Origin of the sequence: Natronomonas sp. EA1 (assembly GCF_051195035.1) — an archaeon.
Taxonomy (GTDB): domain Archaea; phylum Halobacteriota; class Halobacteria; order Halobacteriales; family Haloarculaceae; genus JBNTJV01.
On record NZ_JBNTJV010000003.1, the window covers coordinates 311,377 to 324,482 of the forward strand.

8 protein-coding genes and 1 tRNA gene are annotated in these 13,106 nt (G+C 65.4%); 8 read left to right on the forward strand and 1 reads right to left on the reverse strand.

From position 1 onward, the window contains the following. Positions 1 to 117 precede the first annotated feature (117 nt). The 3 genes from ACQUQR_RS11210 to ACQUQR_RS11220 all read left to right on the forward strand — a co-directional run bounded on the left by ACQUQR_RS11210 (position 118) and on the right by ACQUQR_RS11220 (position 4,166). On the forward strand, positions 118 to 2,157 hold the full coding sequence (locus tag ACQUQR_RS11210; protein ID WP_435196566.1) for a DEAD/DEAH box helicase: 2,040 nt from the start codon (positions 118 to 120) through the stop codon (positions 2,155 to 2,157). 64 nt (positions 2,158 to 2,221) lie between these two features. Further along, a complete protein-coding gene (locus ACQUQR_RS11215) occupies positions 2,222 to 4,054 on the forward strand; it encodes an SLC13 family permease (protein WP_435196976.1) in 1,833 nt (610 codons plus the stop codon). A gap of 39 nt (positions 4,055 to 4,093) precedes the next feature. Beyond that, positions 4,094 to 4,166: transfer RNA gene (locus ACQUQR_RS11220), tRNA-Pro, on the forward strand. 185 nt (positions 4,167 to 4,351) lie between these two features. On the opposite strand, the gene ACQUQR_RS11225 is transcribed toward ACQUQR_RS11220, so the two are convergent. Beyond that, positions 4,352 to 4,768, reverse strand: a complete 417-nt coding sequence (locus ACQUQR_RS11225; protein ID WP_435196567.1) for a hypothetical protein — start codon at positions 4,766 to 4,768, stop codon at positions 4,352 to 4,354. Positions 4,769 to 5,099: 331 nt separating this feature from the next. On the opposite strand from ACQUQR_RS11225, the gene ACQUQR_RS11230 reads away from it, so the two are divergent. From ACQUQR_RS11230 to ACQUQR_RS11250, 5 genes are all read left to right on the forward strand, one after another. Further along, positions 5,100 to 5,258, forward strand: coding sequence for a hypothetical protein (locus ACQUQR_RS11230; RefSeq protein WP_435196568.1), 159 nt, complete (start codon positions 5,100 to 5,102; stop codon positions 5,256 to 5,258). Positions 5,259 to 5,398: 140 nt separating this feature from the next. Next, a complete protein-coding gene (locus tag ACQUQR_RS11235) occupies positions 5,399 to 11,722 on the forward strand; it encodes an LAGLIDADG family homing endonuclease (RefSeq protein WP_435196569.1) in 6,324 nt (2,107 codons plus the stop codon). Then, positions 11,722 to 11,991, forward strand: coding sequence for a hypothetical protein (locus ACQUQR_RS11240; protein ID WP_435196570.1), 270 nt, complete (start codon positions 11,722 to 11,724; stop codon positions 11,989 to 11,991). The genes ACQUQR_RS11235 and ACQUQR_RS11240 overlap by 1 nt, the downstream gene beginning before the upstream one ends. A 32-nt stretch (positions 11,992 to 12,023) precedes the next feature. Next, positions 12,024 to 12,362, forward strand: coding sequence for a hypothetical protein (locus ACQUQR_RS11245; RefSeq protein ID WP_435196571.1), 339 nt, complete (start codon positions 12,024 to 12,026; stop codon positions 12,360 to 12,362). Next, positions 12,359 to 13,087 carry a hypothetical protein gene (locus ACQUQR_RS11250; protein WP_435196572.1) on the forward strand — a complete coding sequence of 243 codons (729 nt, stop codon included), beginning with the start codon at positions 12,359 to 12,361 and terminating at the stop codon, positions 13,085 to 13,087. Before ACQUQR_RS11245 ends, ACQUQR_RS11250 begins: the two co-directional genes overlap by 4 nt. Positions 13,088 to 13,106: the final 19 nt, after the last annotated feature.

Here is a 13,106-nt window from a genome sequence, read left to right on the forward strand (position 1 = left end):
ATCGCGGAGGGAATTCCCGGCACCGATTGCCGCCTCTCGCAGGCAGCGCGACGACGCGCGCGACCGGCTCGCCGGTGGTCCGAGCGACTGAAGTAGCCCCGCAGGATATCCCTACGCGTGTCTCAGCAGGTCGCCGAGGTCGATACGCTGTTCCTCCACGAGAAGCGCGACGGGGACTACACCGTCGCCGTCTACCGGGGCGGGGACCGGATGCTCCGTGGCCGGCTCGAGGTGAAGGAGACCAGCGCCGGCCCTCGACCTGCCCGCCTCCGCGTGAAGGACGACGCCGACGAGACCCTCCACCCACCCGACAAGTTCGTCGAGCTCGCCCGCCGTGCCCGGCGCATCCGCATCTCCGAACAGACCTCCCGGGAGGGGCGCGGCGAACTCCGCAATCTGCTCGCGGGCTACCAGCTCGACGAGAAGACCAAGGCCGTCCGGACCTGCCGGCTCTGTTCCGGGGCCGGTCGCTACTCGCCGCTCACCTCCGAGACGGCGATCAAGGCCGACGGGGAGCAGATCTGTCCCGACTGCGCGATGCGCGAACTCGAACGGGAGGCCGAGTTCCGCGGGCTTCGGTCGGGGGCCCGCGACCGCCTCGAAGAGCTCCTGCTCGAGGTCGGCGACCTCGAACGCATCAAGAACCTGCTCTCCGGCCAGCTCGACCCCGACCTCACCCGGTTCGACACCATCTCCGCGACCGTGGAGGACGTCGATCCCGTCCGCGTCGAGGATTTGGGACTGCATCCGGGCATCCAGACCAAACTCGAAGGGAAGTTCGAGACGCTGCTCCCGGTCCAGAGTCTGGCCGTCCGCAACGGCGCGACGGCGGGCGACGACCAGCTCGTCGTCTCGGCGACGGCGACGGGGAAGACCCTCATCGGCGAGATGGCCGGGGTCGACCGCGCGCTCAACGGGAAGGGGAAGATGCTGTTTCTCGTCCCCCTCGTCGCGCTGGCGAACCAGAAGTACGACGACTTCCAGGAGCGCTACGGCGACGTGTGTGACGTCTCCCTGCGCGTGGGCGCGTCGCGCGTCGCCGGCAACGGCCAGCGATTCGACCCCAGCGCCGACATCATCGTCGGCACCTACGAGGGAATCGACCACTCCCTGCGCGTGGGGAAGGACCTCGGCGACATCGGCACCGTCGTCATCGACGAGGTCCACACCCTCGGCGAGGAGGAGCGCGGCCACCGGCTCGACGGGCTCATCTCTCGGCTCAAACACTACGAGGAGACGAACGAGTGTGACACCCAGTACGTCTACCTCTCCGCGACGGTCGGGAATCCCGAGGAGCTCGCACAGAAGCTCCGCGCGAAACTCATCGAGTTCGAGGAGCGACCGGTCCCCATCGAGCGCCACGTCACCTTCGCCGACGGAGACGAGAAACCCCGCATCGAGAATAGACTGGTGAAACGGGCGTTCGACACGAAATCCTCGAAGGGGTATCGCGGGCAGACCATCATCTTCACCAACTCCAGACGGCGGTGTCACGAGATCTCCCGTCGGTTAGAGTACGACGCCGCACCCTACCACGCGGGGCTCGACTATGGACGACGAAAGAAGGTCGAGCGGATGTTCGGCGACCAGAAGCTCGCCGCGGTGGTGACGACCGCCGCGCTCGCCGCCGGGGTCGACTTCCCCGCCTCGCAGGTCATCTTCGACTCGCTGGCGATGGGGATCGAGTGGCTCTCCGTCCAGGAGTTCTCCCAGATGCTCGGCCGCGCGGGACGCCCGGACTACCACGACAAGGGGATCGTCTACATGCTCGTCGAACCCGAGGGGAGCTACCACGGGAGCCAGGAGATGACGGAGGACGAGGTGGCGTTCAAACTGCTGAAGGGGGAGATGGAGTCGGTGCGGACGACCTACGACGAGGGCGCCGCCGTCGAGGAGACGCTCGCCAACATCACCATCGCCGGCAAGAAGGCGAAGAAGCTGAACGACCGGATGGTCGGGGAGGTGCCCACCAAGCACGCCCTCGGGAAGCTCCTCGAGTACGGCTTCATCGACGGGCTGAAACCGACACCGCTCGGCCGTGCGGTGACGAAACACTTCCTCGAACCCAAGCAGGCGTTCGTCATGCTCGACGGCATCCGGAAGGGGAGCCACCCGTACGACATCGTGGCCGACATCGAACTGCTGGACCAGCACTGAACCCTCACGCTTTTTCTTGCCCCCGCGGCTCTCCGTGAGTGTGCTCCCGGAGATCACCGTCGGGATGGTGCTCGTGTTCGGCATCATCCTCGCGGCCCTGGCGCTGTTCGCCACGGAGCCCGTCCCGGTCGACATCACCGCCATCGGCGTGATGGTGACCCTGATGCTCGTCGGGCCGGTGACCGGGCTGCTCGCCGACGCGGGGCTCATCGCGGGCGCCGTGGAGCTCATCACCCCCGAAGAGGGGGTCTCGGGCTTCTCCAACACCGCGACGCTCACCGTCCTCGCGATGTTCATCCTCTCGGACGGCGTCCAGCGGACGGGCGTCATCCAGCTGCTCGGGGCGAAGGTCGCGGCCTACACCCAGACCTCCGAGACGCGCCAGCTCGGCGCGACCATCGGCATCGTCGGCCCCATCTCCGGGTTCATCAACAACACCGCGGCGGTCGCCATCCTCCTCCCGATGGTGACCGACCTCGCCCACGAGGGGCGCACCTCGCCCTCGAAGCTCCTCATCCCCCTGTCGTACGCCTCGATGTTCGGCGGGATGCTCACGGTGATCGGTACTTCGACGAACATCCTCGCGTCGGCCATCGCCGCCGACCTGGGCCTCGAACAGGCCCCGTTCTCGATGTTCGAGTTCACGGCACTCGGGCTGCTCGTGAGCGTCTTCGGTGCGGCCTACCTGCTCACCGTCGGCCGGTATCTCCTCCCCGAGCGCATCCGCCCGCGCGACGACCTCACCCAGGAGTTCGAGATGGCGGAGTACCTCACCGAGGTCGTCGTGCGCGAGGACTCGCCCATCATCGGCCAGACGATCCGTGAAGCGCTGGAGGAGACCGAATTCGACGTGGACCTCCTCCAGCTCATCCGGGACGACGAAGTCTTCTTAGAGCCCCTCGCGCCGAAGACGATCCAGGCCGGGGACGTGTTCGCCGTCCGCACCGACCGGAACACGCTCGTCGACCTCCTCGACGCGGAGGGGCTGGACCTCGTCCCCGAGGTCGAGGTGGACGAGGCCGAACTCGAACAGGCCGAGGGCGGGCAGAACCTCGTCGAACTCGTCGTCGCCCCCGGCTCGTTCCTCGCCGGCGAGACGCTCACCTCAGTCAACTTCCGCCAGCGGTACGACGCGACCGTGCTTGCCCTCCGGCGTGGCGGCGAACTGTTCCGCCAGCGACTCGACAACACCCAGCTCCGCGTCGGTGACACCCTGCTCGTGCAGGCGACCGGGGAGTCCATCGACCGGTTCTCCAACAACCGAAACTTCATCGTCGCCCAGGAGGTCGAGCGCCCCGACTTCCGGGAGGACAAGATCCTGCTGTCGGTCGGCATCGTCGCCGCCGTCGTCGGTGCGGCCGCCCTCACCCCGATTCCCATCGTCGTCGCCGCGCTCGCCGGCGCGCTCGCGATGGTCGTCACCCGATGTCTGAAGCCCACCGAGGTGTACGACGCCGTCCAGTGGGACGTGGTCTTCCTGCTCGCCGGCGTCATCCCGCTCGGCATCGCCATGGAGCAGACCGGCGGTGCCCGCTTCCTCGCCGAGTTGGTCATCATGGCCTCGGGGGCGCTCCCCGCCGTCGCCGTCCTCGGCCTGATGTATCTCGTCACCGCCGCACTCACCAACGTCATCTCGAACAACGCCAGCGTCGTGCTCATGCTCCCCGTCGCCTTCCGCGTCGCTCAGGACCTCGGCGTCAGCGCCTACGCGTTCGTCCTCGCGGTCACCTTCGCGGCCTCCACCGCGTTCATGACCCCCGTCGGCTACCAGACGAACCTCTTCGTCTACGGTCCCGGTGGCTACCGCTTCACCGACTACGTGAAGGTCGGGACGCCACTCCAGCTCCTGTTCGCCGTGGTCACGACTGGCGGTATCATGCTGCTGTACGGTCTATAGCGAATCCCTTTTATTCGGCGATTGGGTTTGTGGGGATACGGGACCGTGGGTTAGCCTGGTATACTTCAAGCCTTGGGTGCTTGTGACCTCGGTTCAAATCCGAGCGGTCCCATTTTCGACGCGAGCCACAACGAACACCGCCGAGCGATAGCGAGGCGTGTGTGAGTAATTCCCAGCTCGCGTCGAAATGGACGACGCGGATTTGAATCAGGGAGCGACTGTAAGGAGCGACTGTGGTTCACAATCCGAGCGGTCCCACGTTCTGCGGAGGCTGGCGAGTGGCTGGTTCGACTCAGGTCAATCTGTGGCTCGATGTTCCCGACGATACTCCAGTCCACCGGTCACCCCCACGAGGGCGACGATGCCAACCCAGAAGAGGAGATACAGCGCGAATGGTGTCGGCACAGCAGACGGGGCACGAACTGGGCCCGCCAGCCACGAGCCGAATGCTGAAAGGAGCAGGAAGACAGAGACGATGATAGCGGGTGAGATGACCTTCGCACTGACGTAGAACAGAACTGGGACGAATCCGAGGAGGAACGTTCCAAGGATGATATAGGCTCCGTTAAGCGGTTTACTCGTGATGATTTCCCCCAGATTGTCGAGCCAGTAATTCCAGAGAAACGCTGCCACACCTGCGTGGACGATCCCCCCAATCACCCCACCGATAATCGACTCCCGTGAGACCAGGGGTCGCGTTGAATCTACGCCCATATAATATGACTGTCGTTCGTCTCCCATAGCACTTGGGCGGTGCTGAACGTACGCTCTGTATCTCCCACCGCGGGGAGACATCTGTCGCCATCTGCCGATCTACCGGGTCGAGCGGTCGGTACCGACCCGACTACCGGTGGTCGTCTATCCACCGGCACCACTCCCGGAAATCGTTCGCACCACACTGCTCAGCGACGCTCTGCAGTCATCACTCGCCTCTTGTCAGCCACCGAAGATCACAACAGCGCCGACTAGACCGGACGCGCGGAGCGAGTCTCCAGCGGTCCCAGCCATGAACTTTTATGACACACCGTGCCATACTACCACACACATGAGTTATCGGAAACGACCGACCGGTGGGTCCCGTCGTGGGCCGGTCGCGACGCTCGTAGGGGTGTGGCACAGCGCCACGGAACGACTGCATCGGTTCTCGCTCCGCTGGTCGCGGCGGTATATCGAGATGCAGGCGCGGGCGTTCGAGGAGCCGTAGGGACCCGTGGGGTAGCGACAGCTGAAGTATTCCGGGGAGAGATGGGTCCGGAGCCGACCGCGACACGCCGTCCGTGGGGGTGCACTTCCACCCCGCTTTGCGAACCTTCTTAGGAGAGTACGCGCAATCCCCGTCAGCAGATGGCCACCCCCGAGAACGCCGAGATCATCGACCGATTCGAGGAGTTCTATCGTACCTACTATCGGAACGAGATCGGCGAGCTGGCGCAAAAATACCCCAACGAGCAGCGGTCGCTCTACGTCGACTGGCAGGACCTCTACCGGTTCGACCCGGACATGGCCGACGACTTCATCGCGCAGCCGGAGCAGATGCGCGACTACGCGGAGGAGGCGCTCCGGCTCTACGACCTGCCGGTGGACGTGAAACTGGGGCAGGCCCACGTCCGCATCCAGAACATCGGTTCGTCGACGGGAATCCGGAACATCCGCGCGGACCACGTCGGCGACCTCATCGCCGTGCAGGGCATCGTCCGGAAGGCGACGGGGGTACGCCCGAAGATCAAGGAGGCGGCCTTCGAGTGCCAGCGCTGTGGCACCCAGACGTACGTCCCGCAGGTGGACGGCGACTTCCAGGAGCCCCACCAGTGTAACGGCTGTGAGCGACAGGGGCCGTTCAAGATAAATTTCGACCAGTCGAAGTTCGTCGACGCACAGAAGCTCCGGGTCCAGGAGTCCCCGGAAGGACTGTCGGGCGGGGAGACGCCCGAGAGCATCGACATCCACATCGAGGACGACATCACCGGGCGTGTCACCGCGGGCGACCACGTCACCGTCACGGGCATCCTGAACCTCGAACAGCAGGGCTCGAAACAGGAGAAGTCCACGTTCTTCGACTTCCACATGGAGGGCTCCTCCATCGTCATCGAGGACGAGGAGTTCGAGGAGATGGACATCACCGAGGAGGACAAACGCGAGATCATCGAGCTCTCGAACGACCCCGACATCTACGAGAAGATGGTCGGCTCGATGGCCCCCTCCATCTTCGGCTACGAACAGCAGAAGATGGCCATCATCCTCCAGCTCTTCTCCGGCGTCACGAAGAACCTCCCCGACGGCTCCCGGATTCGGGGGGACCTGCACATGCTCCTGATAGGGGACCCCGGTACCGGGAAGTGCGTTCGCGGTGATACGAGAGTGACGCTCGCGGATGGCTCGGAGGTCGAAATCCGCAACCTCGTGGAGTCGAACCTGACCGACCCGACACCGATAGACGACGGCGTGTACGACGAGGTCGATTTCGAGGTTCCGTCGATGGAATCGGATGGGACCCTTTCGATGCGACGAGCGACGAAGGTGTGGAAGCGTGAAGCTCCAGAGCGGATGTATCGGATTCGAACCGAGACGGGGTACGAGATCGAAGTGACGCCATCGCATCCGCTATTCGTGGAAACGCCAAGCGGTCCCCGTGCAATTCGTGCTGAGAATCTCGATGTTGGTCGGGGCGTTCTCGTGAGTGACCCACGGCCAGCTGTAACGGATGGTGGGACAATCAGCGGTGTGCAACCGGTCCGTTCAACGCAGAACGGTAGTGTTCGAGGTGTCCGTTCAGACGGTATCGAGGACATCGAACCCGTCACACCCGAGTACGACTGGGTGTACGACCTCGAAATCGAGGGAACGCACAACTACCTCTCGAACAACGTCGTCTCACACAACTCCCAGCTCCTTCAGTACGTCCGGAAACTCGCCCCCCGGTCGGTGTACACCTCCGGGAAGGGGTCGTCGAGTGCCGGGCTCTGCGTCACCGGCGATACCCTGATACACACGGAAGACGGCTTCCAAGAGATTCGGGAGCTCGCACGGCAGAGACACCCCAACCCCGTTACTGAGGATACGAAAGCGGATTTCGAACTCGGGATACACACGTTCGACCGAGAAGCCGGGACGGTCGTCCAGCGGGGTTCGTCGCACGTCTGGCGAATGCCGAAGAAGCCGTGTCGGCGCATCGAGACGAGCCACGGGAAGGAGCTGGAGGCGTCGGTCAATACCCCGGTTCTCACCTGCGGTGACGGGGGGATCGAGTGGAAGGCGATCTCCGAGGTCGAATCGGGTGAGTACGTCGCAGTCCCTCGATACGGGAAGCTCGACCGATCGGCCGCCCGGGTCCGTGACTACCTCGAGTTGACCACCGAGAAGGTGCAGCTCGCCGACGAATCCGTCGAGTTCCTCCGTGAGGGCCTCTATCGCGAGTTCGGGACGCTCCGTGATGCGGCCGCAGCCCTCGCCCTCTCCGAGGACTTCATCTACGATTCGCTCGCGAACCGGCACGTACCTCTCGAAAAGCTCGATCGGATACTCGAGGCAATCGGGGCTGTCCGCGACGACCTGCAGTTCGACCGGCTCATGCTCCGTCACGGCGACAGCATCACGCTCCCCGAGACGTTCGACGACGAGCTCATGTATCTGCTCGGGCTCGTGTTCGGAGACGGCGATATCTCGCTCGACGAACGGGACGGCAACCGTGGCTGTGTCCGTATTTCGAACGGCGACGAGACGTTGCTCAAGCGCGCCGCGGACATCGTCGCTCGTACGTTCGACAAACAGGTCGACATCGAGTATCAGGACGACCGAGTGCCGTGTATCCGGATTCACAGCGCCACCATCGCGCGACTGTTCGCCAACGCGGGGATGCAGTCACCGAAGGCAGATCTCGCACTCGACCCATCGTTGACCACGGCCGAACACGCCGACGCGTTCCTGCGCGGACTGATGGACGCCGACGGGGCCGTCTCGGCCCGCACGAACGGCGGGTCGAGCGTCCTGTTCTCGACGATCAGCGAGGAACTCGCCCGGCAGGTCCAGTTGATGCTCGAAACGTACGGAGTTCGCGCACGGACGCGTGAACGCGACCGGCGCGGGACGTACGAACTAGCGAACGGGCAGACGATCGAGTCGAAACACGTCCAGCACTTCGTCGAGTGCTACGGAGCAGATATCGACCGGTACGCCGACGCAATCGGCTTCGAGCTCCCCGAAAAACGGGCCGCACTCGACACCATCGTCGGCGATGCCGAACGACGAGCGGACAAGATTCCCGTGGGGAGTGCGCTGGCAGCTGTCGATGGGCCGGGCGGACCGTACTATCAGAACATCAACCGAGGCGACGATCCGGGCCGTGGACGGGCCCGCGCGATGCTGGAAGACCGCGATCTGGGTGCCGTCGAATCGCTGGTGGAGGAGGCAGTAGACGCCGACCTTCGCTGGGACGAGGTCGTCGCGGCCGTGGATACGGGCGAGAAGGAGGTCTTCGACCTGACGGTGCCGGAGACCCACAACTTCGTCGGCAACGGCGTCGTGACACACAATACGGCCGCGGCCGTTCGCGACGATTTCGGCGACGGCCAGCAGTGGACGCTCGAAGCCGGGGCGCTCGTGCTCGCCGACCGGGGGATTGCGGCAGTGGACGAGCTGGACAAGATGCGCTGTGTGACCGGAGATACGCGAATCCAGCTCGGGGACCGAACGATGCGGATCCGTGACTTCGCCGCGGAAGCCGCGGCGAGCGGGAGTATCGAACACCTCCCGAACGGCCGGACAATTCGGGATGTCGATGCCGAGGCGTGGACGATGACCGACGACGGACGGCTCGTCAAACGGTCGGTGACGGCCGTTCACGAGTACGACGCCCCCGAGACGCTCACGGAGGTGACGTTGCAGACCGGCGAGGTGGTGACCTCGACGGCAGACCACCCGTACTTCGTCTTCGAGGGCGGCGAGCGAGTGGAGAAGCCCGCGGAGGTACTCACGCCCGGTGACCAAGTGTACGTGCCGTCTTCGGACTGGAACCGCGCGGCGGATGGGGGGACGGCACTGACAGACACTGATGAATACGTGAATGACAACGGAGATATCGACCTGGGACGTGTCGAGCGGGTCACGCAAGTCCAAGATACTGCGTATGACCGGGTGTACGACATCACGGTTGAAGATACACACAACTTCGTCGCAAACGGCATGATCGTCCACAACTCCGAGGACCGCTCGGCGATGCATGAAGCGCTCGAACAGCAGTCGTACCACCCGAATTCGGAGGTGTTGCTCGCGGACGGTCGCCGTGTCGAAATCGGGGACTTCGTCGACGGCGCGATGGCCGAGCGGCCGGACGAAGTTGTCGACGGGGTGAACTGCGAAATCCTCCCACTCAACGACGTACGGATCCACTCGGTCGACCTGGAGACGAACGAGACGACCAAGCAACCGGTCGACCGTGTGAGCCGACACGAGGCCCCCGACGAGTTCGTTCGGGTGACGTTCTCCAACGGCCGTGATGTCCTCGTCACGCCGGAACACCCGATGTTCGCGGATGTGGGAGGAGAGGTCGGAACGGCCGAAGCGCGAAACATCGAGGAGGGCGCGTTCGTTCCGGCACCACGGAAGCTCCCGAACTCGGCAGCTGGCGTCGAACTCGATGGGGAGCCTCACATCGGCAAGGAACAGGATGTTGACCTCCCCGACGAGCTGAGCGAAGACCTCGCGGAGATTCTCGGCTTCCTCACCGCGGAAGGCCACTCCTACGCCGGGTCGTCACACGAGATCGGGTTCTCGAATCAGGACGAGCGGCTGCTCGCGCGGATGGACGACCTGATGACCCGGGAGTTCGGGCTGTCGAGCACCGACGCAACGAACGCGGCCGGGACGGTGACCCAGCGCTGGGTCTCGACCAAGCTCTACCGGTGGTTCGAGTCGAACTTCCCCGAGTTCATGCACACCGCACGGGACAAACGCATTCCATCTCGTGTTCTCGGAGCCTCGGAAGAACACATCCGACGGTTCCTCGTCGGTGCCTTCGCGGGGGACGGTGGGGTCGAAAGCGAGGCGATGTCGTTCTCGACCGCCTCTGAAGGGCTGGCCGAGGATTACGCCGATGCACTCTCGAAGATCGGTGTCGCGTCACGAATTCACCATGACACGGCGGGGGATTCGTGGAAAGTGTACGTGATGGGGGATTCGACCGAACGGTTCGTCGAGACCGTCGTCGAGCCAGCCGACGACCGGCACGAGCAGGCGCAGGCGTTCGTCGAACGGAGCAACGCGATTCCACGCCACCACGACGTGCTACCGACGAGTGCAGCCCGGGAAATCAGGGATCTCCGGTCGCTGGTCGGGCTTTCGCTGACCGGTCAGTTCCGCTCGACTCTGGACGAGGGGTTCGGTGTGCAGGTCGAGACGGTCTCGAACCAGCTCGAGGAGATCAGAGCACGGGTGACCGAGGTACGGGAGGCCATCACGGATGCCGACGACCTCACGTCGATTCGTAACGCGGTGGACTGGTCCGGACGCGAGCTCGCCGAGCGACTGGACGGCGTGACGACGAGTCGCGTCCACTACGCCGAGGACGGTGGCTACGACGCGGAGACCCGACGGGAGCTGGCCAACAGGGCGAGAGCGGCCGTTCTCGATGCACTCAAGGAAGCAGAACGGCGGTGTGACGCGCTCGAAGCGCGGTGTGACCTCCGGTACTACCGGGTCACGGACGTGGAGACGGTTCCCAACGAGGGCGAGTACGCGACCGAGTGGGTCTACGACGTGACCGTGGAGCCGACGAACACGTTCGTCAGTCAGGGCGTCGTCCTCCACAACTCGATTTCGGTGTCCAAGGCAGGCATCAACGCCACCCTCAAGAGCAGATGCTCGCTTCTGGGCGCGGCGAACCCCAAGTATGGGAGATTCGACCAGTACGAGCCCATCGGCGAGCAGATCGACCTGGAGCCGGCGCTCATCTCGCGGTTCGACCTCATCTTCACGGTGACGGACGACCCGAACGAGGAGGAGGACAGGGCGCTCGCCGAGCACATCATCAACACGAACTACGCGGGGGAGCTGTTCACCCACCGGGAGAACAACGCGACCTCGAACATCACCCAGGAGCAGGTCGACGACGTGAGCCAGGACGTGACGCCGGTCATCGACGCCGACCTCCTGAGAAAGTACATCGCCTACGCCAAGCGGCACTGCTACCCGACGATGACGCCGGAGGCGAAGGAGGCCATCCGCGATTTCTACGTCGACCTCCGGGCGCGGGGACAGGACGAGGACTCCCCCGTGCCCGTGACGGCCCGGAAGCTGGAGGCGCTGGTGCGGCTCGCGGAGGCCTCCGCGCGGGTTCGGCTCTCCGACACCGTCGAGAAGCGGGACGCCGAGGAGGTCATCCGCATCGTCCGCGACTCGCTGGAGGCGATCGGCGTCGACCCCGAGACCGGGGAGTTCGACGCGGACATCGTGGAGGCCGGGACCTCGAAGAGCCAGCGCGACCGCATCAAGAACATCAAGGGCATCATCAAGGAGCTGGAGGAGGAGTACGAGGACGGCGCGCCCATCGACAAGGTCATCGAGCGGGCGCAGGCCATCGGGATGGACGAGTCGAAGGCCGAACACGAGATCCAGAAGCTCAAGAACAAAGGCGACATCTACGAGCCGAACATGGACCACCTCCGGGCCGTCTGATGGACCGCATCAGTGCCCTCCGAAACATCGAGGACGCGCTCGCCGCCTTCGAGAACGGTGAGACCGACCTCGCGGGGCTCGAGCGCGAGGTCCGAGGGACCCTCCGCACCTACGCGACCGACTTCGACGGGGAGCTCTACGCCTACCGCGCGACGGGCGACGACATCGACACCACCGTCGTGCTCGCCCCCTCGATGGCGAGCGCCCGGGAGCGGGTCCGTGGCCTTCTCGATGGCGGCCCTGATTTCGATATCGAACGCGTGGAATAAACTTTATTTCCGTCGGGTGAGCGAGAAGGGATGTGCTGCTCGTCGTCACGTACTCGCGAAGCGCGCGGACCACCCTCCGGAACGCCTGTCGCAGCCACGAGGAGACCGTCGTCCGGCGGTTCGGGCGCGCTGCCCTCTTGGAGGAGACGGAACACGGCGCGTTCCTGGCGTGTCGGCTCCGCGAGAAGCACCCGGACGACGTGCAGGTCGAGCGCACCGAACCGTTCAACGAGTACGCCGACGCGCCCGAGTCGGTGCGGGAAGCCGCCGCGGCCTACGAGTCCCGTGACGCGGCGAGCACCTCCTACCGGCTGTTCGCCCGGGGGACCGACCACCCCGACCCGGCGCGGCTGAAAGAGCGGGAGCTGTGAGACCGCGAGCGGTCGCAGAGCTAGTACGTGAGTGGTACGAACCCGGTGCGTGTCACGAACGGATCGGGCTCGTCGCGGCCCGGCCGCTCGACCGCCGTGTCGCCATCGCCACCGTCGCACGGGCGCGGGGACACACCTCACCGCACGACGACGCGCTCCGGGAGTGCCGGGAGGCGTTGGCGACGACAGAGGCAGCGGGGACGAACCTCCGGGCGGCACGCCGGGCCGTCGCCGAGGCCGGCACGGACGTCGCCCGGCTGCGCGAACGCGCCGCGACCCTTCGCGGGCGGGTACAGGCACGCCGAGAGGCCGGGCTCGACGCCGACGAACCCCGCACGGCGCTCCGTGAGGTGGCCCGCGAACTTTCGGAGGCCGAGACGGACCGCACCGCCGCGGAACAGACCCTCGCCCGCGAACGGGAGCGCGCCCGCGACGGGTACGACGCGCGGGCGCGGCGGCTCGAACTCGAGGATAGAATCGGGAACCTCGAGCGCGAGGCGCGGGCCTCGCTGGAGCGGGAGTTCCGACCACGGGTGGACGCGGCCGTCGCCCGCGCGCCGGGCCCTGCGGCCGCGGACAGCCTCGCCGACGCGACCGACGCGACGGCCCGGCTCGCGCTCGCGCGGCTCGCCCCCCTCGACGCCCCGGTCGTGCTCGCGACGGACCACTTCGATTCGCCCACCGCGGCCCGCGACTGGCTCGGCTCCCCGGTCATCCTTTTGTAGGAGGGCGGGACCAGCGTCC

Coding starts and splice junctions, on each gene's coding strand:
- ACQUQR_RS11235 (WP_435196569.1), top strand. CDS start 5,399: ATGGCCACCCCCGAGAACGCCGAGATCATCGACCGATTCGAGGAGTTC.
- ACQUQR_RS11225 (WP_435196567.1), bottom strand. CDS start 4,768: ATGGGCGTAGATTCAACGCGACCCCTGGTCTCACGGGAGTCGATTATC.
- ACQUQR_RS11240 (WP_435196570.1), top strand. CDS start 11,722: ATGGACCGCATCAGTGCCCTCCGAAACATCGAGGACGCGCTCGCCGCC.
- ACQUQR_RS11215 (WP_435196976.1), top strand. CDS start 2,222: ATGGTGCTCGTGTTCGGCATCATCCTCGCGGCCCTGGCGCTGTTCGCC.
- ACQUQR_RS11230 (WP_435196568.1), top strand. CDS start 5,100: ATGAGTTATCGGAAACGACCGACCGGTGGGTCCCGTCGTGGGCCGGTC.